Source organism: Clostridium sp. 1001271st1 H5 (assembly GCF_005845215.1).
In the GTDB taxonomy this organism is placed as follows: domain Bacteria; phylum Bacillota; class Clostridia; order Lachnospirales; family Lachnospiraceae; genus Enterocloster.
Genome location: NZ_SPHO01000010.1, coordinates 117,381 through 142,624, shown reverse-complemented (window position 1 = coordinate 142,624; position 25,244 = coordinate 117,381). Strand labels below are relative to the sequence as shown.

Genomic DNA, 25,244 nt, shown 5'->3' with positions numbered 1-25,244 from the left:
CATGTATCATAATACAGTTTTATGGGGAATACTGTGACTTATGCAACAAATTCCGGCATTGAAATGCTGGACATTCATAGTAGAGTTTAACATAAAACAAGTATAAATACAATTGGGGACAGGCGTTAAAAAATCGTGAAGAAATGGCGAAAATTGTGCATGTTTCTATGGACTCCTTTTTCCTGTCCAGGTAAAATTTATGTATTCTATCTGAAAAATATTCGGTATAATAGAAAATGGAAGGCTATTTCATTTGACAAAAGCGGGGGCAGTCACTATAATGAGAACGTATAATTTCAAAATGGGGGAGAGTTCGCATGATACGGATTTTTAAGACCGAAGACGGTGCTATGCACGAAAAGGAAGAGATGCAGCCTGGCTGCTGGATTGCGTTAACAAACCCTACAGCCTCAGAAATCATTGACATTGCAGATGCCTATCAGATAGACCCGGACCATTTGCGGGCGCCTCTGGATGAGGAGGAGCGGTCCCGTATAGAGGTGGAGGATGATTACACCCTGATTCTGGTGGACATTCCATCCATTGAGGAGCGCAACGGCAAGGACTGGTTTGTCACCATACCTCTGGCCATCATCACCACCAAGGATGTGCTGATTACGGTCTGCCTGGAGGAAACGCCTGTGCTCACTTCCTTTATGGACGGGAGGGTAAGGGATTTCCATACCTTCATGAAAACCAGGTTCATCCTGCAGATTCTCTATAAAAACGCTACCCAGTTCCTGCAGTACCTCCGGATTATAGACAAAAAAAGCGAAGTCATTGAGCGCAAGCTCCACCAGTCCCAGAAGAATGAGGAGCTGATTGAGCTTTTGGAGCTGGAGAAGTCCCTGGTATACTTTACCACATCCCTTCGTTCCAACGAGGTGGTGCTGGAGAAGCTGCTCCGCATTGAGAAGATAAAGAAGTATCCGGAGGACACGGACCTGCTGGAGGATGTAATTGTGGAGAACAAGCAGGCCATTGAGATGGCCAACATATACAGCGGCATCCTGAGCGGCACCATGGATGCATTTGCGTCGGTCATTTCCAACAACCTGAATATTGTCATGAAGTTTCTGGCTACGGTTACCATCGTGCTTTCCATACCAACCATGATAGCCAGCTTCTACGGCATGAACGTAAACTCCCACGGCATGCCTTTTGCAGACAGTCCCTATGGTTTTGCCATTGTACTGGGCCTGACCCTGCTGCTGTCACTGTTTGTTGCGTATATATTTAATAAGAAAGACCTGTTCTGATTAAAACCATACAGGCAGATGAAAAGGATGATAGGATGAGATTTTTTTATAAGCTTGAGAGAAGGTTTGGCAAATATGCTATCCACAACCTGATGTATTACATCATTATCATGTATATCATGGGATTTGTCATGATGTACATGGACCCCATGTTTTTTACCCGGTACCTGAGCCTGGACGCGGAGGCCATTCTTCACGGGCAGGTCTGGAGGCTGGTGACATTTTTGCTGTACCCGCCCACATTGAGTCCATTCTGGATTATATTTGCGGCGCTCATGTACTATTCCCTGGGACGTTCCCTGGAGGCGGTGTGGGGCGCATTCCGCTTTAATGTGTTCTTTTTTATGGGAGCCATAGGTATCATACTTGCCGAGTTCATCGTGTATTTTATATGGGGCTGGGATATGCACCTGGACACCACGTACCTGAGTATGTCCATATTCCTGGCCTATGCGGTGATTTTCCCGGAGGAATACTTTTATATTTATTTCGTACTTGCCATTAAGGCCAAATGGCTGGCGCTGTTTGACGCCTTTTTCCTGGTATTCGGATTTGTATACGGCAGTTTCCCACAGAGAATCGCCATTTTCCTGTCCCTGGCCAACTTCATTATTTTCTTCCTGATGACAAAGGACTTTAAAAAGTACAGTCCCAAGGAAGTGAAGCGCAGGCAGGATTTCAAGGTAAAGACCATGCGGCCGGTAAACCGCACCCACCACAAGTGCGCGGTCTGCGGCAGGACGGACGAGGAAAGTCCCGGCATGGAGTTCCGTTACTGTTCCAAATGTGAAGGCAGCTATGAGTACTGCATGGATCATTTATATACACACCAGCACGTGAAAAAATCGGATTCCCCCCAATCATAATTCCGATTTTCACGTCTGAACCAACCGTTACACTATAAACTCTCACAATTTTATGGAGGAAGAAACATGAAAAAAACCAAGATTATCTGTACGATGGGCCCCAATACCAGCGACAAAAACGTTATGATGGAGCTTGCCAGAAATGGTATGGATGTGGCCCGTTTTAACTTTTCCCACGGAGATTACGACGAGCATCTGGGACGCCTGGAGCTGTTAAAGGAAGTGCGCAAGGAGCTGGATATCCCGGTTGCGGCGCTTTTGGATACAAAGGGACCGGAGATTCGCACCGGACAGCTGAAGGACGGTAAAAAGGTGACGCTGAAGGAAGGCCAGACCTATACCCTGACCACCAGGGAGCTGGTGGGAGACGATACCATCGGCTATATCAATTACAGCGGGCTGAATGCAGATGTGACAGCGGGCAACCGGATTCTCATTGACGACGGACTGATTGAGCTGGAAGTGCGTGAGGTGAAGGACACGGATATTGTCTGTGAGGTTATCAACGGCGGCGAGCTGGGAGAGAAAAAGGGCGTCAATGTTCCCAATGTGAAGATTAAGCTTCCTGCCCTGACAGATAAGGACAAAGAGGATATCCGTTTCGGAATCAGACAGGGCTTTGACTTTATCGCGGCCTCCTTTGTGCGTACGGCTGACTGCATCAGGGAAATCAAGACAATGCTGGATGAGCAGGGTTCCAGCATGAAGGTCATTGCAAAGATTGAGAACGCTGAGGGCATTGAGAACCTGGACGCCATCATTGAGGCGGCGGACGGCATCATGGTAGCCAGAGGCGACATGGGCGTGGAGATACCGGCTGAGAAGGTTCCCCACATCCAGAAGAAGATTATCCGCAAGTGCAACGAGGCATGTAAGATTGTTATTACAGCCACCCAGATGTTGGATTCCATGATTCGCAACCCAAGACCTACCAGAGCTGAGGTGACGGACGTTGCCAATGCAGTGTATGACGGCACGGACGCAGTGATGCTTTCCGGCGAGACAGCCATGGGCAAGTATCCTGTGGAAGCACTGCGGATGATGGTATCCATTGCCCTGGAGACAGAGTCGCATCTGGATTATGCAGGGTACCGCCAGAGGAAGGTAACAGAGCAGAACATGAAGAATGTTTCCAACGCCGTGTGCTTTGCCTCTGTGTCAACCGCCCATGACCTGAATGCAGATGTAATCATTGCTCCCAGCATCACAGGCTTTACCACACAGATGCTCTCCAAATGGAGGCCGGGCGCAAGAATCATCGGCATGTCCCCCAGCATGGCTACCGTACGCCAGATGCAGCTTCAGTGGGGCGTTGTACCGGTATGGTCACGCCGCGCAGAGTCCACAGACGAACTGATTGAGAACTCCGTGGAAGAGCTTAAGGACAGAGGTCTTGTGGATGAGGGTGAGCTGGCTGTCATTACGGCCGGGGTCGTGACCTACGCAAGACGCCATGAGGCCGCCACCCAGACTAATATTATGAGAGTCATCAATATCGAATAAAAACACTGGACAAGGAAGTCTGCCCGGGAGTACAATTGTACATATTGTACTTCCTGACAGGCTTTTTGCGAAAAAAGGGAAAGGAGACAGATAGATAATGGATAAGAAGCCATTCGTGACACTGGAACAATTAAGGGAGATTGAGAAGACATACCCCACGCCTTTTTATCTGTACGATGAGAAGGGAATCAGGGAGAACGCCGCCAGGCTTAAGCAGGCATTTTCCTGGAACAGGGGATATAAGGAATATTTTGCAGTCAAGGCAACGCCTAACCCATTTCTGCTAAACATACTGAAGGACATGGGGTGCGGCACGGACTGCTCGTCCATGACAGAGTTAATGATGTCAAAGGCCTGCGGTTTTTCCGGGCCGGACATCATGTTTTCCTCCAATGATACGCCCCTTGAGGAGTTTGCCTATGCAGAGAAGCTGGGTGCCATCATTAACCTGGACGACATCACGCATATACAGTGTCTGGAGGACACCCTGGGGTATATTCCGGAAACCATCAGCTGCCGTTTTAATCCGGGCGGCCTGTTTAAAATAAGCAATGACATCATGGATAATCCAGGGGATTCCAAATACGGCATGACCACAGAGCAGATTGGGCAGGCTTTCCGGATTCTGAAGGAAAAGGGCGCAAAGCATTTCGGCATTCATGCGTTCCTGGCCAGCAATACCGTGACCAACGAGTATTACCCTATGCTGGCGAAAATCCTGTTTGAGCTGGCGGTCAAGCTGAAAGAGGAGACAGGCGTCCATATCGCGTTCATCAATTTATCCGGGGGCATCGGCATTCCCTACCGCCCGGACCAGGAGCCCAATGATATCCTGGCCATTGGCGACGGGGTAAGAAAGGTCTATGAGGAAATTCTGGTTCCTGCGGGCATGGATGATGTGGCCCTGTGCACGGAGCTGGGACGTTTCATGATGGGACCTTACGGCGCCCTGGTGACAAAGGCCATCCATGAGAAACACACGTACAAGGAGTATGTGGGCGTGGATGCCTGCGCCGTGAATCTGATGCGGCCGGCCATGTACGGCGCTTACCATCACATCACTGTCATGGGCCGGGAGGATGAGCCCTGTACCCATATGTATGACGTGGCAGGCTCCCTGTGCGAGAACAATGATAAGTTTGCCATTGACCGTATGCTTCCGGAAATCAGGAAGGGGGACCTTCTGTTTATCCACGATGCAGGGGCCCACGGATTTGCCATGGGGTATAATTATAACGGCAAGCTTAAATCAGCGGAGCTTCTGTTAAAGGAGGACGGCACTGTGGAAATGATACGCAGGGCAGAAACTCCTGAGGATTACTTTGCTACATTTGATTTTTGTGATATACTCAAAGATATTGACTGATGAGTGAAGAGGCATCAGGTATGCCCGGAAGCCCTGGCGCACTGCAGAAGGCAGTCTGCCGGGGCTTTGCTGCGGTTTGAAAGTTCATGATAAGGAGGTATGCAGGATGGCAGAGATAGGATTCATAGGAATGGGAAATATGGGAAGCGCCATTTTAAACGGGCTTCTAAAGGTATACAGCCCTGAGAATATGATATTTTCGTCGGCCCGCTGGGAAAAGATGGAGGCAGTGACAGCCAGGACAAAGGTAAATCACGCTGATTCCAACAGGGAATGCGCAGAGGCAGTGAAATACCTGATTCTGGCAGTAAAGCCCCAGTATTTTGAGGCAGTGTTCTCAGAAATCAGGGGGGCGGTGACACCGGAGCAGGTGGTGATTTCCCTGGCCCCCGGCGTTACCATCGCCAATATCGCGGAGCGTCTGGGAGGAAATGTGCGGGTGGTAAGGGCCATGCCCAACACGCCTGCCATGCTGGGAGAGGGAATGACAGGCGTGGCTTATGGGGATTCAGTTTACACCCAGGAGGAAATGGAAACAATCCAGGCCATATTTTCCCACTGCGGAAGAGTGGAGCTGGTGGAGGAACGGCTCATGGATGCGGTTGGCTGCGTCAGCGGAAGTTCGCCGGCCTTTGTGTACATGTTCATTGAGGCCCTGGCTGACGGCGGGGTCAAATACGGCCTTCCCAGAAAGACAGCCTATGCCATGGCTGCCCAGACTGTTTTGGGAAGCGCTAAAATGATACTGGAGACGGGAAAACATCCGGGACAGCTGAAGGACGAGGTGTGTTCCCCTGGGGGAACTACCATTGCAGGCGTGTCGGCCCTGGAAGAGCATGGCCTGAGAAACGCGGTCATCAAGGCAGCTGATGCCTGCTATGAAAAGACACAGCGTATGAAATAGAAAATATATACGAATTATCAGAGAGAGGAAGGAACAGACATGGAAGACAAGGAAAAGAACACGGAGATACCGGTTGTGCGGCTGGACCGCCAGCTTAAATATAAGGGAAATATCCTTAAGATATATGAGGATACAGTCCTGGCGAACGGCCATGAGGCAAAATGGGATTTCATCCATCACGATGGGGCGGCAGCTGTTCTGCCGGTTGCCGGTGATGGTAAAATCCTTATGGTGCGCCAGTACCGCAATGCCCTGGACCGCTATACCCTGGAGATTCCTGCGGGCAAGCTGGATGAGCCGGGAGAGCCCAAGGTGGAGTGTGCGTTCCGGGAGCTGGAGGAGGAGACCGGTTTTAAGGTGGAATCACCGGAGAAGCTTGAATACCTTATGAGTCTTACCACAACCGTGGCATTCTGCGACGAAGCCATTGACATATTTGTGGCCCACAACCTGATTCCCTCCCACCAGCATCTGGACGAGGACGAGGTAATTAATGTGGTTCCCTGCACCCTGGAGGAACTGGAGGAAATGATATATACCGGAAAGATTACGGACGGCAAGACCATTGCCGCCATAATGGCTTATGCCAGGAAATACCGTTCCGTGGATAAAAAGGACAGTATGCTCTAAGTCATAAACCATGGATTCCTGTCATACAGTAGAGGGGGAGAAGCTGCAGCGGTTATGTTTCTTACCTGTAAACTGGGACAGGAGGATGGTGCATGGGAATGAGGTGGTTCAGGCTGCGTCTGGGGACGCTCACCTATGAGGACTGGCTGTTGTTCTGCTTTGCGGCAGGGATTTTTTGCGGTACGGCGGCCGCGCTGGCATTTGGAGGTCCTACGGTGCAGGGATGTATCCTTGGGGCGGCGGGTACCTTCGGGGGAGGAACCCGGGGCGTGAAGGAATTCATGACCGTATTCAGACAGCGGGCACTTGAGACCTGCGGAGGCTGGCTGGCCGGAATTACAGTGTGCAGCCAGATGCTTTTCGGATTCCTGACTTTTTATGCCGGAATGAGCCTGGCTGTGGTCCTGTCCGTTCTGACCATACGCAAGGGGCTTTTGGGAATCGCCGCATTTCTGTGTACGGTCCTGCCCCATGGTCTGGTCTATCTCCTGGTGTGGTACGTGCTGTCAGGGTGGTCGGGACAGGTGCAGAAAAAGCTCCATATCCTGCCGGGCCTTCTTCTGCTGGTTATTACCGGGGCAGGGGCCTTTCTGGAGGTTTTCGTGTCTCCCTTCTTCTGGGGGATTTTTGGATGACGGGGAGAAACTGAACCGCAAATCATTGGCAGGGCTGTTCCTGCTGACAGCAGGCACCCTACTGCTGTTATTATAGGAGCCCGGCTGTTATGACAGGCGGTCAAAAGGAGAGATATACGTGAAGAAGAGGAGAACAGGCAGCAGCTGCCTGAAACGGCTGTTCCTGGCTTTTTACATACCATATGCAGTGAATATCCCTCTGGCGGCCTATGTGTGGGCAGGGGGAATATGGCCGCCTGAAGGCGCCCTTGCACCCGCAGTGCGGACCGTTCTTCTGGCGGCGGGACTGGCCTGTACCTGGCTGGTCTGGATGGCTTACAACATTATGCCGGAAAAAAAGGATTTCTATGCCTCGTGGCGGGTGACCATCATGGAAGGCGGCAGGAGTCTGTGCTACACTGCCCTGTATGGTTTTGCGGTCCAGGCGGCTGTTTTCTGGCGTCTTTATCCCAAGGCTGCACCGGCCGTACATGACCGGAGGATATTGTGGCTGAACGGCATCTACGGGATTATTATGCTGTTCATCCTCTTGTGGAACGGCATCCTGCGCATATTTTTCACCTCGGTCCGGCTCAGGCTTAAATACCGTATTCTGATGCTTCTGGCCATGTGGATTCCCGGGCTTAACCTGGCGGTCCTGCTCTATGCAATGAGGATTGTACATGGGGAATATGATTTTGCCTGTTACAAGGAATCCGTGCGTCAGGTACGGGCCCAGTCACAGATATGCAGTACCAGGTATCCGCTGCTTCTGGTACACGGGGTAGGCTTCAGGGACCTGCGGTTTTTTAACTACTGGGGACGGATTCCAAGGGAGCTGGCCCGGTATGGGGCGGATATCTACTATGGCAACCAGGAGGCTTTTGCAACGGTTGCGTTCAATGCAAATGATATCTGCAGAAAGATACAGGACATATGCAGGGAGACAGGATGTGAGAAGGTGAATATCATTGCCCACTCCAAGGGCGGCCTGGATTCCCGGTATGCCATATCCAGGCTGGGGGCAGCCCCAATGGTAGCGTCCCTGACCACCATCAATACGCCCCACCGGGGCTGCCGGTTTGTGGATTACGCATGCAGGCTGCCGGATGGACTGTACCGCGGCATTGCAGGAATATTTGATAGGTGGTTCAGCCGGTTTGGTGATTCCCATCCGGATTTCTATACGGCCACCCATCAGTTCAGCACACGGGACAGCCTGTGTTTCAATGAAGAGGTGGCGGATGCGCCGGGGGTGTATTACCAGAGCTATGCATCGGTGATGCGGGATTTCCTCAGCGACCCCCTTTTATGGTTTCCCTATCTCATTATCCGGGCCGTGGACGGCAAAAACGACGGTTTGGTGACGCCTGAGTCCGCCATGTGGGGAGAGTTTAAAGGCACTCTTGCCAACAGGAAGCACAGAGGTATTTCCCATGGCGACATGATAGATTTAAAGCGCGAGGATTACAGGGGATTTGATGTGGTGGAGTTTTATGTGGAGCTGGTAAAAGCATTGAAGGAAAAGGGATTTTAGGGCTTTTTGGGGATTGGGGGAGAAAAAAATTTTACCATTGCTTTACAACATATTGACATGCAAAAATACCCCCTTCCAACATGTTGTATGTATTATGTTAATCACTTAAAAATAGGACCTAAAGTGGGAAAAATGTGTTTGATTTTATGGAAAAATGCAGATATAATGATAGTCAGCATACGATTTTGGGCTACTTTTTGTGAGAAACGGGTTAGGGGAAAATAGCGATATGACGTCCGATATAAAAAGCTTTGTGAGCTACCTGAGGGATGTGAAAAAGACCTCCAGGAACACGGAAATTTCCTACCAGAGGGACCTGATGCAGCTGGCATCCTTTCTGGCGGATAAAGGAATAACGGAAGTTGAAAAAGTGACTAAGACAAGTCTGAATTCATATATCCTTTTTTTGGAAAAGGAGGGAAAGGCCACTACCACCATATCCAGGGAACTGGCCTCCATGAAGGCATTTTTCAATTTCATGTTCAAAGAAGGACGAATCCGCAAGGACCCGGCGGAGCTCCTGAAAGCGCCCAAGATTGAAAAGAAGGCTCCCGTTATACTGAGCGTCAACGAGGTCAACGCCCTGTTGGACCAGCCCGGTATGACAACATCCAAGGAGATACGGGACAAGGCCATGCTGGAGCTGTTGTATGCCACAGGCATACGTGTGTCGGAGCTAATCGGGCTGGAGCTTTCGGACCTGAACATGCAGGTGGGATACATCACATGCAGGGACGGCCAGAAGGTGCGTATGGTTCCCTTTGGCAAACCGGCCAAGCAGGCTTTGGGCGTGTATCTGGAAAAGGGCCGCGATGAGCTGCTTAAGGGGAAGGAGTCCCAGTGGCTGTTCACCAATTGCAGCGGAAAGGCCATGAGCCGTCAGGGGTTCTGGAAAATCATCAAGTACTACGGGGAAAAGGCCGGCATCCAGGCGGACATAACCCCCCATACCCTGCGCCATTCCTTTGCTGCCCATCTGATTCGGGGTGGTGCGGACATCCATGCGGTCCAGGCCATGCTGGGACATTCAGATTCCACCACCACCCATATGTATGCTGCCTATTCCGGCAATACGGTGGGAGAGACGTACCGGGCGGCCCTGCCCAGAAAGTAGGGCGGTACTAATAGAATAATGCGGTGATGCCGTTTTAGGAGTCCTGTCTTTTTGACAGGGCTTCTTTTGATTGGGGGCAGGCTGGGTGCGGCAGATTTGCGTGACTATTAAAATAGTCATTGACAAGGAGTGACTATTGTGATAGTCTGAAGGTGTAATAACTATTGCAATAGTCATTGAAAGGAGTTAGTATGAAACTGAAGTTATTTGACTCTGAACTTAAAATCATGGAAACACTGTGGAAGCACGGTGACTGTACGGCCGGGCAGATGGCTAAAATGCTGAAGGATGAGATTGGCTGGAACCGCAATACAACCTATACGGTCATTAAGAAATGTATTGATAAGGGAGCAGTGGTACGTCTGGAGCCCAACTTTCTGTGCAGGGCAGCCGTGACCAGGCAGGAGATTCAGGCAGCGGAGACAGAGGAACTGATTGACAGGATGTTTGACGGCTCTAAAGCTGAGTTTTTTGCAGCCTTTTTATCGGGACAGGATTTGTCCGGGAAAGAACTGGACGAGCTTAAGCAGATGCTGATATCCATGGAACAGGAGGAAGGATGAATCTATTACAGATGAGCATATCAGCAGGTATGCTGATTGCCGTCATATGGCTGCTGCGCCGTGTGGGAAGAAGGCTGTTCCCCGCAGGTTTTTTGTTTGCCCTCTGGTTTGTGGCTGCTGTCAGAATGCTGCTGCCTGTGAGCCTGCCGGTACAGCTGCCCGTATTTTCACTGGAATCAGCTCTGGAAAATGGCGGTAATATGGGGGCGCACCTGGATTTTCAGGAGACCGGAAGGGATGATGCAGAATCCAGGGAAGAAATGGCAGCGGGAGCATATGACCGGATTTCATGGTGGTGCACCCTGATATGGGCTGATGTGGCTTTGGCACTGTTGTTTTCAGGGGCCGTTGCTTATATCAGGCAGCTGCTTAGAATCAATGAGTCCATGCCTTTGGAGGGAAATCAATTTCTGGAAGAGTGGAAAGCATCCCATCCGGTCGGGAGAAACGTCCGGTTTCTGTATTTTGACCGGATTGCCTCACCTGTGACCTGCGGGATAATAAATCCCGGAATTGTGTTTCCAAAAGAGATGGACCTGGATGACAGGAAATCGCTGGAGCATGTTTTACGGCATGAGTATGTGCATATAAGACGTTTTGATAACCTGTGGAAAATCCTGGTGTTTGCTGCTGTGTGCATCCATTGGTTTAATCCCATGGCCTGGGTGATGTGGTATTGTTTTAACCGTGATATGGAGCTGTCCTGTGATGAGAGGGCGGTCAGGGGAATGGACCGGAAGGGGCGGATTGCCTATGCCATGACCCTGCTGCGGTTTGCAGAGAAGGGACGCAGGGTTTCATTACTGTACAACGGCTTTGGAAAGAGCCCGGTTAAAGAAAGGATAATGGTACTTATGAGAGGCAGAAAACGAAATAAAATCGGAATTGTTTGCAGTATATTGGTGATGACTTTGTCCATGACCGTGTTTGCATCCCCAAAGGAAGGGATACAGGGCCGGTCCGGAGAAACAGGGGAGGAAAGTCCTGCCCGGATGCTTTATGAGACTCCGCAGTTCGGGGAGTATCAGGAACTGGGGCTGTATTATATCGCCGGTACGGATGTGATTACATACAACAGCACCGGGGTGGGGTATTTCATAGATGAGTATGCACCGGGTGTATTTAACCAGATGAATGATTTGGCCGGAAGCATTTGTCTGAAAGCGGAACGGGACAGCGCCGGGAAACTGACCGGTTTCCGGGAGGTGGAGAGGACGGATTATCTGAAACAGGCATCGGACGCCGACCGCCGAAGGGCGCAGGGAAGGGGATTCATAAAGGAATACGGCCAGTACGGACTGAGCCTGGACCAGGATACAGGATACCTCTCCTATAACGGAAAACTGGTGGAGGCCATCCGGGATACCGGAGGATGCGGAACTTATGTAAACAGCGCCTTTACCGCAGGAGAGGATACCACCTGCCTGCTTATGGTGAGAGGGGAGGACGGAAGTCTGGAACAGATAAGGGAAATGGATTCCAAACAGATGTCAGAGGTGTTGGAACAGTCCATGGGGGTATACAGGGACAGCGATGGATGGAAGGGGAAAAGTGAAATGTAAGTAAAATGCAGACCTGAGGCGGGCAGCTTTACATGGTAAGGCTGCCCGGAGGTGCAGATGTGGTAAGGCTGTCTGCGGTATGCCGGATGTGGTGAGGCTGTTTCGCGGCCGGCGGCGGACAGGCAGGATATCAAGTCTCCTTTGCCTGACTCACATAAGTGAGAATCTGTCTGGCGTAGGCGTCAGCCATGCCGCAGCCGGACAGCATTTCCGGTTCATATTCAGCATAGGTGAGAGGAGCCTTGTATTCCGGCATAAGGGCAGGGGACCAGAGGGAGCCGAACTGGGGGAGAAAGAGTCCCTGTTTTTTCGTGTAACAGGTCCTGGCTGTGGCCTTTGTGCGGGCGTTCCTGTCCACATACTCTCCCACGCTTTTATGGATGGCCGTGTCTTCCATGGGCAGGTAGTAATAGTCCTTATAATTGGCGTAAAAGTACTTGAGTTCTCCCTGGTAAAGGGCAATATTGCATACCAGGGTATCCTGGTTCAGCTCCAGGCTTACCGGGGCGCTGTCATATTCCAGGGGCACCGGGATACTGCAGGGGCTTTTCCAGGTCAGGTTGAGGAAGGGGCAGGCACTGCCGGTCAAGCTGTCGCAGGAAAAGAGCTGCTGGCCTTCCAGCGTAAACGGGGCCTCCATCATATCCGCATAGCCCAGGATGGGCAGGATGGAGGGCATGCCCTTCAGGTCGTCCTCATTGTGGAGAACCAGCAGGTCGTACAGGAAGGATTCATGGGTGGCCAGGTATTCACGGTAAACCTCTATGAGCTGTCCGCCGTTGTATTTGTCCTCCCTGGCAATGCCGAGGAACTGCTCTATGGATTTCTGTTTCATGTTTTCAAGGCCCAGCAGTTTGCGGTAGGGCTTTATTTTTTTGTAGATATCCACGCTTTTTATGCGGCCAAAATCATAGGGCAGGCCCAGCCGGCGGCAGCATTTTAAAAGATAGGGGATATCAAAGCCGTCGCCGTTAAAGTGGACCAGTATCTTAAAACGCTCCATAAAGGTGAAGAAGGCCGTCAGAAGCTCCCGCTCGGATTCCCGGGTGTCGGCAAACCACTGTATGAGCCTCCATCCAAAGCCGTCATGGTATGTGCAGCCGATAAGGTACAGCTGGGAGGTGTCACCGGAAAAACCAGTGGTTTCTATATCGAAAAACAGCAGGTCCCTCAGCGCCCCTATGCGTTCCAGCGGATATGTATCTGGTAAATCAACAGGATGTTTGATGGTTATCATGGGTAATCACTCCTTTTTTGACAGAGGACAAATAGAAATCATATATATTCCGGACATCCTCCATGGGTTAGTTTATACTAAAAAATCCGGGAGTGCAAGTGTTTGATGACTCACTTTGGCGCAAAACAGAATATTTGTTCGGCAGACTTGCATTGGATTCATGGGTATGATATGATGAAGGGCAGGACATCAGAGAGAGAAAGAACAGGAATAATATATGATTTCTTACGTAAAAGGGCCTCTCATGGCCATTGAGGAAGACGTTATCGTGGTGGAGGCAGGTCATGTGGGCCTGGCCATCCATGTGCCGGTATCCCTTCTTCCGGAGCTTCCGGGAATGGGGAAAGAGGTGACGGTTTATACATATTTTCAGGTAAGGGAGGATGCCATGACGCTGTACGGCTTCCTCCACAGCCAGGACAGGGACATGTTCAGGCAGCTTCTCGGCGTGAACGGGATTGGACCAAAGGGTGCACTTGGAATTCTCTCCGTGCTCCGTCCGGACGACCTGCGTCTGGCTATTGTCAGCGAGGATGTGAAGGCCCTGGCCAAAGCGCCGGGCATCGGCAATAAGACGGCCCAGCGCCTGATACTGGATTTGAAGGACAAGATATCCATGGACGATGTGCTGGGCAATATGGCTGGCCCAGCCGGCCTGGATGCTGCGGATACAGGCGTTTTCGCATCCGGTCTGGCGGAAGCGGCCAGGGAGGCTGTCCAGGCGCTGGTAGCCCTTGGCTACACCAACACGGAGGCGTCCAGGGCAGTGAAGCAGGTGGAGGTGACGGACGGTATGACGTCGGAGGATGTGCTGAAGGCGTCCCTTAAGCATCTGTCCTTCCTGTAGGGCGTGTCAGAAAATTGCTTTTTGCCACGCTGCGGTACTGTTTTGGAAACGTGAGATTGGGATATATAGAGGTGTAAATGGAACGCAGGATTATAACAACGGAAGTGACGGCGGAGGACGAGCGCATAGAGACAACGCTCCGTCCCCAATGCCTCAGGGATTATGTGGGCCAGGAGAAGATTAAGTCCACACTGAACATCTATATAGAAGCAGCCAAGACCAGGGGGGAGCCCCTGGACCATGTGCTGTTTTACGGCCCTCCGGGACTGGGCAAGACCACATTGGCGGGCATTATTGCCAATGAAATGGGCACCAATATGAAGGTAACCAGCGGCCCTGCCATTGAGAAGCCTGGGGAGATGGCAGCCATTCTGAACAATCTCCAGGAGGGGGATGTGCTGTTTGTGGACGAGATACACCGTCTGAACCGTCAGGTGGAGGAGGTGCTGTACCCGGCCATGGAAGATTTTGCCATTGATATTATGCTGGGAAAGGATTCCACTGCCAGGTCCATACGTCTGGACCTGCCCCATTTTACCCTGGTGGGAGCCACCACCAGGGCCGGACTTCTCACAGCTCCCTTAAGGGACCGGTTCGGCGTGATTCAGAGACTGGAATTTTACACGCCGGAGGAGTTAAAAATCATCATTCTCCACTCCGCCAAGGTGCTGGGGGTGGAAATCGAAGCAGGGGGAGCCATGGAGCTGGCCAGGCGTTCCAGGGGAACTCCCAGGCTTGCCAACCGGCTGTTAAAGCGTGTCAGGGACTTTGCCCAGGTGAAATATGACGGGGTCATTACCAGGGAGGTAACTGATTTTGCCCTGGATATTATGGACGTAGACAAGCTGGGACTGGACCAGAACGACAGGAACATTCTGTTAATGATTATAGAGAAATTTTCCGGCGGCCCCGTAGGACTGGACACCCTGGCAGCGGCCCTGGGAGAAGATTCCGGAACCCTGGAAGAAGTATACGAGCCCTACCTCCTGATGAACGGCCTGATTAACCGCACCCCAAGAGGCCGCACCGCCACCGAAACAGCCTACCGCCATCTAGGCGCAGAAATGCAGAAACCGCCTTGTTAAGACCACGGGGGCTGTGGTATAATGTCCACGTAGGCAATGAGCAGTGCGAAAAAAGGCATAGGCAGATTGCCGTTGTGCTGGCACAAAAGGAAATCTGCCTATGCCTTTTTTCATAGGGCGAAGCCCGTGAGTGAGATGGAGCGGAGCGGAATCGAACGCGCACTGCGGACCAGGCATTCGCGGCGGCGAGCCGTAAACCAGCCGCCGTTGTGCTGGCACAAAAGGAAATCTGCCGGACCAGGCATTCGCGGCGTCAAGCCGTAAACCAGCAAAGCAAGAAAGCAGGGAGCAAGCATGGATACAAAAAATTACACCCAAGTATTAATAGACGGAAAAGTATACACACTGGGCGGCAGCGAGGACGAGAGCTATCTCCAGAAAGCTGCCAGCTACGTAAATGAGAAAAACAGCGCCATGAGAAAGGTACCGGGATTCACCAAACAGAGTGCGGATTACCAGATGGTCATGACGGAGTTAAATATAGCAGACGACTATTTCAAGGCTGTGGAATGGGCCGAAGGGATGGAGCGCCAGAAGAATGACATGGAGAAGGAAACCTACAGCTTAAAGCATGAGCTGGTCAGCACACAGATGAAGCTGGAGGCAGTGCTTAAGGATTTGGAAGAGCGACAGAGGGAGCTGGACCGTCTGAACCGCCGGACCGCCCAGCTGGAAGGCGAATTAAAGGAAGCCAGGGAAAACCTTCAGAGTATCAGGAACAGTGCATCTTCTGAGAATGAGAATACAGCCAGGCTGCAGGTAGAGGCAGTGGAGGAGATAAAGGAAACAGTGGAAGTGGAGGCTGGTATCACATTGAAACCATCCCAGCCGGAACCTGTTTCCGGTTCCGGAGTCCAGGAACCGGCCCGGCCGGAGAAGGCAGGCCAGACATTGGATTCAGACGCCTCCGCACAGATGTCCGGCGCACCATCCGGCCAGCCGGAGCAGCAGGCCCCGGCCCTACGGGTTATAAACCCTGCATCAGAAGCAGACAGGGGAATGACGGCAGCCTCCGCGCAGACAGCGGCAGCCGTGACACCGTCCGCTGCGCAGGCGGCGCCTGCTGCAGGCGGTATGACAGATGAGGAGCTTGCCAGAAAGGCGCTGCAGGCAGCCAGGAAAGCCGGTTCCCACAAAGGCGGAAGAAGATAAGAAGATTACGAGGGGGATGTCTCATGGGGATACGTGAGGCATCTTTTCTTTCAGGAAAGGTTGGACGAAATGGAGAAGAGACAGGTAGAGATACTGGCGCCGGCAGGGTCATTTGACAGCATGAAGGCAGCCGTGGCAGCAGGAGCTGATGCGGTCTATATGGGAGGCAGCCGGTTCGGAGCCAGGGCCTATGCGGATAACCCGGATGAAAAAGGGCTTCTGGAGGCCATCGACTATGTCCACCTGCACGGACGCCGCCTGTATATGACCGTCAATACCCTGTTCAAAGAGGACGAGCTGGAGGAACTGGAGAGCTATATGCGTCCATACTGGGAGAGAGGGCTGGACGGGGTCATAGTCCAGGATTTGGGCGCCCTGGACTTTATGCGGCGGCATTTCCCCGGACTGGAGCTGCATTCCAGTACACAGATGACGGTCACCAGTGTATACGGAGCCAGGATGATGAAGGAAATGGGATGCTGCCGGGTGGTTACTGCCAGGGAAATGTCCCTGGAGGAAATACGCCGTATCCATGAAGAAGTTGATATTGAAATAGAGAGCTTTGTGCACGGAGCCCTCTGTTACTGCTATTCAGGCCAATGCCTTATGAGCAGCCTCATTGGAGGCAGAAGCGGGAACAGGGGACGCTGCGCCCAGCCCTGCCGTCTTCCCTACGCGGTGTACGAGCCAGGGGATATAAGCCGTCTGAAAGAGAGCCGTTCCATGCCGGAGCAGGCGGGACAGACCGGTGTCCGGACCCGAATCAATGAACGGCCCGGGAAAAAGACCCGGAACAAAAGGGCAGGGGGTTCCGGCTATTCGGGCGCATCCGGCCATTCGGGCGCATCCGGCCGCACGGCCTCATCCGGACAGCCAGGACCGTCCCCGCTCAACAAAAGCAGCGAGAGATACGTGCTGAGCCTGAAAGACCTGTGTACCCTTGACATCCTGCCCGATATCATTGAGGCAGGCGTGTACTCCCTTAAGATAGAGGGAAGAATGAAGAGCCCCAGATATACGGCAGGCGTGGTGAGTATTTACCGTAAATACGTGGACCGGTATTTAGAATGCGGACGGGACGGGTATTACGTGGAGCAGGAGGACAGGAGGACACTTCTGGACCTCTTTGACAGGGGCGGCTTCACAGAAGGTTACTACGGGCAGCACAATGGACGCGGTATGGTTGCCCTGAGGGAAAAACCGGAGTTCAGGGAGGGAAACCAGAAACTCTTTGATTATCTGGACAAGACCTATGTGGAGGCTGAGCTGAAGGAGGATGTGCAGGGACATGTGGAGCTGGCAGAGGGAGTCCCCAGCTGTCTGACGCTGGAGTGCCGGGGAGCGAAGGTCCAGGTCCTGGGGCAGGCGCCCCAGGCAGCCGAAAAACAGCCCATGACCCAGGAGAAAGTATTAAAACAGTTAAATAAAACAGGAGGCAGTCCCTTCCGTTTTGAAACACTGACAGCCCGGATTAGGGGGGATTTGTTCCTTCCGGTCCAGGCGCTTAACGAGCTGCGCCGCGCCGGCTTTCAGGAGCTGGAAAAAAAGCTGATTCCTGTCAGGACCCTGGCCGGTGAAGATGCCACGGAGGCGGAATCCGGTATACAGAAGGAAAATAGGGCAGAAGACACCAAATTGGCCTCCGGCCATTCGTCCGCTGTCTGGCCCCCCGAATCCCAGTCTGAATCCGCACAGTCCCCTGTCCCTGAATTCCACCCCGTCCTCACGGCCTTCCTGGAGGAACCGGCCCAGCTTTTGCCTGTGCTGGCCCGCAGTGAGATATGGGCGGTCTATCTGGATGCTGACGGTTTCAGTCCGGACCAGTGGAAGGATATTGCAAAGCAATGCCACTGCCAGGGGAAGCAGTGCTGGCTGGCCCTTCCACAGATATTCCGGACCCATGCGCAGAGGTACCTGGGAGACAGCCGCCGTCTGCTTCTGAAGGCCGGATTTGACGGCGTGTTAATCCGGGCACTGGAGGAGACTGTATGGCTGAAAGATATCATGGAACAGGAACACCTTCCAAATCCCCTGCTTGTGGGCATGGACGCCTCAGTCTATGGCTGGAACAGCCGTTCTGCAGAAGTGCTGGCCTCCATGGGGGCGTCTGTACTCACCATTCCATGGGAGCTGAACAGCCGGGAGATGGAGCCTGTTCTCGGCGCGTGCCGCCGCCATGGGCTGGCCAGCGAGCTTATCATCTATGGCAATGCCCCCATGATGGTATCGGCCCAGTGCATCACCAATACGGTGAAGGGGTGTACCCGTAAACGGGGAACCCTCATGATGAAGGACAGAACAGGCGCCCTATTACCTGTAAAGAATCACTGCTCCTTCTGTTACAATACCATTTACAATCCTGCGCCTGTATCCCTGCTGGGCAGCGAAAAGCAGGTGCGCCGGCTCATGGCAGACCGCCTGCGTCTTCAGTTTACAGTGGAAGGAGCAGAGCAGACCGAAAAGGTACTGGATGCATTTATTGGTTCCTTTGTATATGACAGGGCCGTAACAGCCCCCTTCAAAGACTTCACCAGGGGACATTTTAAACGCGGAGTGGAGTGAGGCTTATGACCAATCTGATTGTAGAAATATCCAAATATCTGATGATACTGCTGATGGCGGTGTACACTTATGCGAATTTCCGCTTTTTTTCCTTCCCGGACATGGAGCGTAAGCGCAGGGTGTGCGCCAGGCAGAACCGGGCCATGTTTGCCATTCATTTTCTGGCGTACCTGGTCATGTTCCTGAAAACAGAGGATGAGGGTATGCAGGCCATGCTCCTGGCATTTTACGGGGCCCAGGCAGTCTTCTTCCTGTGCTATATTTACCTGTACCGCCTTTTGTACCGGAATGTTTCCAGGCTTCTGGTGAACAATGCCTGCATGCTGCTGTGCGTGGGCTTCATCATGCTTACCCGTCTGTCCATGGCAAAGGGCCTGGACAAGGCCCTGCGCCAGTTCGCTATTGTGGTCATATCCGCGGCCCTGGCCTGGCTGGTGCCCTATATTATGGAACGTGTGTGGCAGCTTTACAAACTTCAGTGGGTCTATGCAGGGGCAGGGCTGCTCATTCTTCTGGTGGTTTGGGCTGCAGGCAATGAGAGCTTCGGGGCCCAGCTGTCCCTTACCATAGCAGGTGTTTCCATCCAGCCTTCGGAATTTGTGAAGCTGACCTTTGTATTTTTCGTCGCGTCCATGTTCTATCAGTCCACGGATTTTAAGACCATAATCAAGACAACGGCTGTGGCAGGAGCCCATGTGCTGGTACTGGTGCTGTCAAAGGATTTGGGAAGCGCCCTGATTTTCTTTGTCACATACCTGCTGATGCTGTTCGTTGCCACGGGCAGCTGGATTTACCTGATAACAGGAAGCGCACTGGGGACAGGGGCAGCCCTGGCAGCCTACCAGCTGTTTGACCATGTACGCCGCAGGGTGGCTGCCTGGAGCAATCCCTGGGCCGATATAGAGAACAAAGGATACCAGATTACCCAGTCCCTGTTTGCCATAGGCACAGGGGGATGGTTTGGAATGGGGCTCTGCCAGGGTATGCCTGGAAAGATACCGGTGGTGGAGAAGGATTTCATATTTTCAGCAGTGTCAGAGGAAATGGGAGCCATTTTTGCCATCTGCGTGCTTCTTATCTGCCTGGGCTGTTTTATCCAGTTCATGATGATTGCAGCCAGGATGCAGGCTGTGTTCTATAAGCTGATTGCATTTGGCCTGGGAGTGGAGTATATTGTGCAGGTATTCCTGACAGTTGGCGGCGTGACCAAGTTCATACCATCCACAGGAGTAACCCTGCCCTTTGTGAGCTACGGCGGAAGCTCCATTCTGGGAACCTTCCTTTTGTTCGGTATTATCCAGGGACTCTATATCCTGAAGCGCAACGATGAGGAAGAAACCGGAGAGGAGGTAATGCCATGATTCGGAAGGAAGATACCGGCCCAAAGCCGTCCTCAAAGGCCAACCCGAAATCCAACCGGAACATCCTGGGCATCACCTATGTGGTGGTGGCCCTGTTCCTGGGGCTGGCAGCCTATCTGGGGTATTTCCTCCAGGTGAAGAGCGAGGAGGTAATCAACAACTCCTACAATGCAAGGCTGGACAGCTTTTCAGACCGTATTGTGCGGGGCCGGATTCTGGCCTCGGACGGCACGGTGCTGGCTCTGACCCAGACAGACGGGGAGGGAAACGAGACAAGGGTATATCCCTTCGGAGATATGTTCGACCATGCGGTGGGCTATTCCACCAAAGGCAAGACAGGCATCGAGGCCCTGGCTAATTTCTACCTGCTGACTTCCCATGTGAATCTGGCGGAGCAGGTGGGAAACGAACTGACCGGCAATAAAAATCCGGGAGACGATGTATACACCACCCTGGATACGGAACTCCAGCAGGCGGCCTATGCCGCGCTGGGGGCCAGGAAGGGCGTGGTCATTGCCATGGAGCCGGATACCGGCAAGATACTGGCCATGGTGTCCAAACCCGGCTATGACCCCAACAGCCTGCAGGGGGACTGGGATGCTCTGACTGCGGAGGATAATAAGGAGGGCCAGCTCTTAAACCGGGCCACCCAGGGACTCTACCCCCCTGGCTCCACCTTTAAGATAGTGACTGCACTGGAATATATGCGGGAACACCCCGCGGATTATAAGAATTACCAGTTTGACTGCGGCGGCGTGTATGAGAACGGGGAATACAGGATTAAATGCTATCACGGCACGGCCCATGGCCATCAGGATTTCACCCAGGCCTTTGCCAATTCCTGCAATGGTGCATTTGCCAGCCTGGGCCTGGAGATGGACCTGGGAAAATGGAACACCACGGCAGGGGAGCTTCTCTTTAACGGTTCCCTGCCCTTAAGCGGGATTCCCTATAAGGAGAGCACCTATAACATGAAACCAGGAGCCGGCACATGGGAAATCCTGCAGACCTCCATCGGGCAGGGCACCACCCAGATTACGCCTCTGCACAATGCAATGCTCACAGCTGCCATTGCCAACGGCGGCACACTGATGAAGCCTTATTTCCTGGACTCTGTTGTCAGCGCAGGGGATGAAACCATAAAGAAGTTCATGCCTGCTGCATACGGAAACCTTATGAGCGCAGAGGAAGCGGCAGGGCTTGCAGAGCTTATGCGGGCCGTTGTTACCGGGGGGACTGGTTCGGCTGTGCGCACAGATGCCTATACAGTGGCGGCCAAGACAGGGTCCGCGGAGTTTGAGACAGGAAAAGAAACCCACGCATGGTTCACCGGTTTTGCGCCGGCGGAAGCTCCCCGCCTTGTGGTGACGGTTCTGGTGGAGGAGGGAGGCAGCGGCGGAAAGGCGGCTGCCCCCATAGCCAGACAGCTCTTTGATATTTATATGGGCCGGTGAGCCGGGTTTTCAGCAAACAGCTCCTTTAGCTCCCGGATGAACTGTTTTTCCCGGGGATTCATGGTGTAGGAGGCGTGATGCAGGCAGTAGGCGTTCATGCCAAAGGGAGCGTCCACAATGGGAATCTCCACACAGTCCTCGCTGTATGTATCGGTAAAGCGTTTCATCATCACGGTGACATACCGGCTCTGGCGGATGGCATCGATGAGGCCGCCCCGGTCAAACACATATAGGATAGTATTGTCATTTTTAAAATTCAGTATCTTCAGCCATTCATCAAATTTGAAATTTTCATACATGATGAATTTATAGTCAGTTATGCTGTCAAAAGGAATCTCCTTCTTTCGTGAAAGGGGATTCTTTTTTGATGCCAGAAGAATCAGGGGACGGTTGCGGGCAATGGGAATCAGCTTCAGATTATGCTTTTTGGCAAGGGCATAGTAGGTGTCGCTGACCGTGTCAAAGCAGTAGAACAAGGACATGCGGTACCGCTGCTCCACCACGTCCCGTATGGTCTGGATAAGGCCTGTTTCCTTAAATGAATCCTCGCAGGCAGTGGGCGGTTTCTTTTTCTTGAATTTAAGAAAATGATTCATGAAGTCAAATGAATAGGTGCAGGAAATGGAAAGGTTGTCCTTGTGGCTGAACATGGACGGAATATTGTGGATAGTCTCCAGTTCAGTGGCAATCTTCCTGGCTGATTTAAGGAACAGCTCCCCCTCATTGGTGAGGCGTATGCCGCTGTGCTGCCGGCAGAAGATGGGAAATCCCAGCTCCTGCTCCAGGTTCTTGATGCATACGCTTAAGTTTGGCTGCAGCATCTGCAGGTTCTGGGCAGCCTTATTAATGGAACCGCATTCCACAATTTGAATTACATATTCAAAGTATTTGATATCCATAGATAACCCCTCTGTCGTACTTGCCAGTCTTATATAGTCCCTATCTAATTATATGATTTTCCATATAACATATCAAGTATTAATATAACACAGAAGGCCTTGCGGATGGTATGCTGTTGTTAACGGAAAAATTGCCGACAATAAGTCCAGTAGAACCAAAAGTGCGCACGAATCAAATTGAATACAGTTAAATAATATGGAGGATTACATAATGTCAGAAATTAAACAGCCAGCAAGTGCCTTATCTTCACCAAGATTTTGTAATATGGGAACATTTATGAGAATGCAGAAAGTGGACTCCGCAGAGGGCCTTGATTTCGCCATTGCAGGCGCGCCCTTTGACACGGCCAGCTCCTTCCGCTCCGGTTCACGCTTTGGTCCAAATGCAATCAGAAATATTTCAGCCATGATGAAGCCCAACAATGTAATCATGCAGGTAAACATCATGGACGGATTAAAGGGCGGAGACATAGGCGATTTCAATGTTACTCCCGGTTATATCCATCCCACCTACCAGGCAATTGAGGAAGGGGTTGCCAACATTCTGAAGGAAAATGCATGTCCCATCGTACTGGGAGGCGACCACTCCATCACACTGGCAGAGCTTCGTGCGGTTGCAAAAAAGTACGGTCCCGTTGCCCTGGTACATTTTGACTCCCATTCCGATTTATGCGACGAGGTATTTGGACAGAAATATAACCACGGCACACCGTTCCGCAGGGCTTTGGAAGAAAATCTCATTGATGCGTCCCATTCCATCCAGGTGGGAATGCGCGGCTCCCTGTATGACCCGGATGAGCATAAGATGGCGGCGGAGCTTGGAATGAAACTGATTCCGGCCCACAAGGTAAGGGAGATGGGACTGGAGACGCTGATTAAGACCATACTGGAGCGGGTGGGAGATAAGCCCTGCTTCCTGACCTTTGACATTGATTTTGTGGACCCCGCCTATGCGCCGGGAACCGGCACGCCGGAGGTGGGAGGCTTTACTTCCCTGGAAGCCCTGGAGCTGGTACGCAAAATCAAGGACCTGAACTTTGTGGGATTTGACCTTGTGGAGGTGCTGCCCGCATATGACCACGGTGAGATAACCGCTTATCTGGCAGCCAACATTGTATTTGAATACCTGTCTATCCTGGCAGTGAAGAAAAAAGAGAAATAGCGGCAGCTGCAATGGAGGATAAGGCATGGAAAATGACAATAATGTGAACGGGAACCTGAATGACAACTCGGTATTAGACGCACTGGTGCTTACCCGGAATCAGTGGAAGAGCGGGATAGTAAAAGCAGTTATTTTCACCTTGATTGCAGTCATCATCTTTTTTGTCCCGGTTACGGTAAAGGGAAGTACAGATGTCACATTCGGCATCATATATAAGAACATCAAGGCTGGCCTGGGCCTTGCAGGGATGTGGATGGGCGGACTTATCATCATGGGCAACGGCCTGGCCAGCGTATACGGGAAGTATTTCTGTAAAAACAGGAATTCAGCTGTTTACCGGTATTATCAGGAGGATTCGGTGCTGCATCCGCTGTTTTATATGCTGGGAAGTATATTTGCCCTGATTCTGGTACTGCACTACACGTTTCCGTCCTTTGGGGGACCGGAGGCCATCGTCAGTCCCGGCATAGGGGAAACCGTATACTCCATTGCCATGGACGTGGCCTGGATTATTCCGGTCAGCGCCGTATTCATGCCCTTTCTGCTGAATTACGGAATCGTGGATTTTATCGGCAGCCTGATGGAGCCGTTGATGCGGCCTGTGTTTAAGATTCCCGGCAGGAGCGCTGTCAACGCCATTGCGTCCTTTGTCAGCTCTGCCTCGGTAGGGGTGCTGATTACCAGCAAGCTTTACCAGAGGGGAATCTATACGAAAAAGGAAGCAGCTCTTATCGCCACGGGATTCAGTGCGGTCAGCGTGGGATTTGCCTATAAGGTAATTGAGACAGCGGACCTTTCGGAATATTTTCTGCCCATATATTTCATAGCGCTTCTGATAACACTTCTGGTCAGCTTTTTCATGGCCAGGATTCCTCCCCTGTCCCGCAAAGCCTCTGTGTTTACAGACGGTCATCAGCAGACAAAGGAGGAGATTGAGGCGGAACGTGTGCCGGCCAGGGCTGTGCTTAAGACAGGCGCATCCAGGGCAGTCAAGAAAGCAGCCACTGCACCCAATCTTTTTAAGGAAATACGGTCCAGCCTTCTGGACAGCTGTTATGTGCTGCCAAAGGTGATTTCACTGCTGACAGCCGTTGGAATCATAGCAATGCTTATTGCCACCTACACACCGGTATTTAACTGGATTGGCAAATTATTTGAACCTCTTCTGGTCCTTTTACAGGTACCGGACGCGGCTGAGATTGCGCCGTCCCTTCCGGTCGGAATTGCGGAAATGTTTCTGCCTGTGCTGATGATTGCCGATAAGGTCGGTACCCTAGCCGTGGGAGCCAGATACATGGTGGTCACCGTATCCATGGTACAGATTATCTTCTTCTCTGAAACCATTGTGGTCATGCTTTCTACCAAGATACCCGTATCACTGAAGGAACTGATTATCTGTTTCTTTGAGCGGACCATTGTGGCAATACCAATCAGTGCACTGTTCATGCACCTATTATTTTAAAGAATAACGCTATTTGTAGAAAACAGGGAGATTTCATGTTATAATCTCCCTGTTTGTTTTATTTTAAGGCGTGTATTCGCGCGTTTGAGAAGAGAGGAGAATCTA

Annotated in this window: 21 protein-coding genes; 19 read left to right on the top strand and 2 right to left on the bottom strand. The window is 51.9% G+C overall.

All coding sequences use genetic code 11. From position 1 onward, the window contains the following. The first annotated feature begins 317 nt into the window (after nt 1-317). The 11 genes from FGS84_RS16465 to FGS84_RS16415 all read left to right on the top strand — a co-directional run bounded on the left by FGS84_RS16465 (nt 318) and on the right by FGS84_RS16415 (nt 11,918). Nucleotides 318-1,259, top strand: a complete 942-nt coding sequence (locus tag FGS84_RS16465; RefSeq protein WP_138309623.1) for a magnesium transporter CorA family protein — start codon at nt 318-320, stop codon at nt 1,257-1,259. Nucleotides 1,260-1,294: 35 nt separating this feature from the next. After that, nucleotides 1,295-2,125, top strand: coding sequence for a hypothetical protein (locus tag FGS84_RS16460; protein ID WP_138309622.1), 831 nt, complete (start codon nt 1,295-1,297; stop codon nt 2,123-2,125). Nucleotides 2,126-2,191: 66 nt separating this feature from the next. Then, nucleotides 2,192-3,628 carry a pyruvate kinase gene (gene pyk / locus FGS84_RS16455; protein WP_138309621.1) on the top strand — a complete coding sequence of 479 codons (1,437 nt, stop codon included), beginning with the start codon at nt 2,192-2,194 and terminating at the stop codon, nt 3,626-3,628. Nucleotides 3,629-3,725: 97 nt separating this feature from the next. Further along, nucleotides 3,726-4,994 (top strand): diaminopimelate decarboxylase, encoded by a 1,269-nt coding sequence (locus FGS84_RS16450; protein ID WP_138309620.1) that lies wholly within the window; start codon nt 3,726-3,728, stop codon nt 4,992-4,994. Between the two features lie 106 nt (nt 4,995-5,100). Next, a complete protein-coding gene (gene proC, locus FGS84_RS16445) occupies nt 5,101-5,898 on the top strand; it encodes a pyrroline-5-carboxylate reductase (protein ID WP_138309619.1) in 798 nt (265 codons plus the stop codon). A gap of 39 nt (nt 5,899-5,937) precedes the next feature. Then, a complete protein-coding gene (locus tag FGS84_RS16440) occupies nt 5,938-6,528 on the top strand; it encodes an NUDIX hydrolase (protein ID WP_138309618.1) in 591 nt (196 codons plus the stop codon). 92 nt (nt 6,529-6,620) lie between these two features. Continuing rightward, nucleotides 6,621-7,163 carry a hypothetical protein gene (locus tag FGS84_RS16435; RefSeq protein WP_138309617.1) on the top strand — a complete coding sequence of 181 codons (543 nt, stop codon included), beginning with the start codon at nt 6,621-6,623 and terminating at the stop codon, nt 7,161-7,163. A gap of 118 nt (nt 7,164-7,281) precedes the next feature. Then, nucleotides 7,282-8,679 (top strand): triacylglycerol lipase, encoded by a 1,398-nt coding sequence (locus FGS84_RS16430; protein WP_138309616.1) that lies wholly within the window; start codon nt 7,282-7,284, stop codon nt 8,677-8,679. Between the two features lie 229 nt (nt 8,680-8,908). After that, nucleotides 8,909-9,793, top strand: coding sequence for a site-specific tyrosine recombinase (locus FGS84_RS16425; RefSeq protein ID WP_138309615.1), 885 nt, complete (start codon nt 8,909-8,911; stop codon nt 9,791-9,793). A 191-nt stretch (nt 9,794-9,984) separates the two neighbouring features. Then, on the top strand, nt 9,985-10,356 hold the full coding sequence (locus FGS84_RS16420; protein WP_138309614.1) for a BlaI/MecI/CopY family transcriptional regulator: 372 nt from the start codon (nt 9,985-9,987) through the stop codon (nt 10,354-10,356). Next, on the top strand, nt 10,353-11,918 hold the full coding sequence (locus tag FGS84_RS16415) for a M56 family metallopeptidase (RefSeq protein WP_138309613.1): 1,566 nt from the start codon (nt 10,353-10,355) through the stop codon (nt 11,916-11,918). The genes FGS84_RS16420 and FGS84_RS16415 overlap by 4 nt, the downstream gene beginning before the upstream one ends. A 130-nt stretch (nt 11,919-12,048) precedes the next feature. Here the strand turns inward: FGS84_RS16415 and FGS84_RS16410 are convergent, their stop codons facing one another. Continuing rightward, nucleotides 12,049-13,155 (bottom strand): ribonuclease H-like domain-containing protein, encoded by a 1,107-nt coding sequence (locus tag FGS84_RS16410; protein WP_138309612.1) that lies wholly within the window; start codon nt 13,153-13,155, stop codon nt 12,049-12,051. 217 nt (nt 13,156-13,372) lie between these two features. Between FGS84_RS16410 and ruvA the strand changes: the two genes are divergently transcribed. From ruvA to FGS84_RS16380, 6 genes are all read left to right on the top strand, one after another. Continuing rightward, the gene (ruvA, locus tag FGS84_RS16405) at nt 13,373-14,002 is read left to right on the top strand and encodes a Holliday junction branch migration protein RuvA (RefSeq protein ID WP_138309611.1); all 630 of its coding nucleotides are present in this window, start codon (nt 13,373-13,375) and stop codon (nt 14,000-14,002) included. Nucleotides 14,003-14,079: 77 nt separating this feature from the next. Continuing rightward, nucleotides 14,080-15,087, top strand: coding sequence for a Holliday junction branch migration DNA helicase RuvB (gene ruvB / locus FGS84_RS16400; RefSeq protein WP_138309610.1), 1,008 nt, complete (start codon nt 14,080-14,082; stop codon nt 15,085-15,087). A gap of 294 nt (nt 15,088-15,381) precedes the next feature. Continuing rightward, nucleotides 15,382-16,239 (top strand): cell division protein ZapA, encoded by an 858-nt coding sequence (gene zapA / locus FGS84_RS16395; protein ID WP_138309609.1) that lies wholly within the window; start codon nt 15,382-15,384, stop codon nt 16,237-16,239. A 69-nt stretch (nt 16,240-16,308) separates the two neighbouring features. Then, nucleotides 16,309-18,801, top strand: a complete 2,493-nt coding sequence (locus tag FGS84_RS16390) for a DUF3656 domain-containing protein (protein WP_138309608.1) — start codon at nt 16,309-16,311, stop codon at nt 18,799-18,801. A gap of 5 nt (nt 18,802-18,806) precedes the next feature. After that, the gene (locus FGS84_RS16385; RefSeq protein WP_138309607.1) at nt 18,807-20,162 is read left to right on the top strand and encodes an FtsW/RodA/SpoVE family cell cycle protein; all 1,356 of its coding nucleotides are present in this window, start codon (nt 18,807-18,809) and stop codon (nt 20,160-20,162) included. Further along, nucleotides 20,159-21,616 carry a penicillin-binding transpeptidase domain-containing protein gene (locus FGS84_RS16380; protein ID WP_138309606.1) on the top strand — a complete coding sequence of 486 codons (1,458 nt, stop codon included), beginning with the start codon at nt 20,159-20,161 and terminating at the stop codon, nt 21,614-21,616. Before FGS84_RS16385 ends, FGS84_RS16380 begins: the two co-directional genes overlap by 4 nt. Here FGS84_RS16380 and FGS84_RS16375 read toward each other — a convergent pair. Next, nucleotides 21,601-22,515, bottom strand: a complete 915-nt coding sequence (locus FGS84_RS16375; protein ID WP_138309605.1) for a LysR family transcriptional regulator — start codon at nt 22,513-22,515, stop codon at nt 21,601-21,603. The two genes, FGS84_RS16380 and FGS84_RS16375, sit on opposite strands and share 16 nt — an antisense overlap. Nucleotides 22,516-22,711: 196 nt before the next feature. On the opposite strand from FGS84_RS16375, the gene speB reads away from it, so the two are divergent. Further along, entirely contained in the window at nt 22,712-23,677 is a 966-nt protein-coding gene (gene speB / locus FGS84_RS16370; RefSeq protein ID WP_347563846.1) for an agmatinase, read from the top strand. 25 nt (nt 23,678-23,702) lie between these two features. Beyond that, on the top strand, nt 23,703-25,139 hold the full coding sequence (locus tag FGS84_RS16365; RefSeq protein WP_138309603.1) for a YjiH family protein: 1,437 nt from the start codon (nt 23,703-23,705) through the stop codon (nt 25,137-25,139). Nucleotides 25,140-25,244 lie beyond the last annotated feature (105 nt).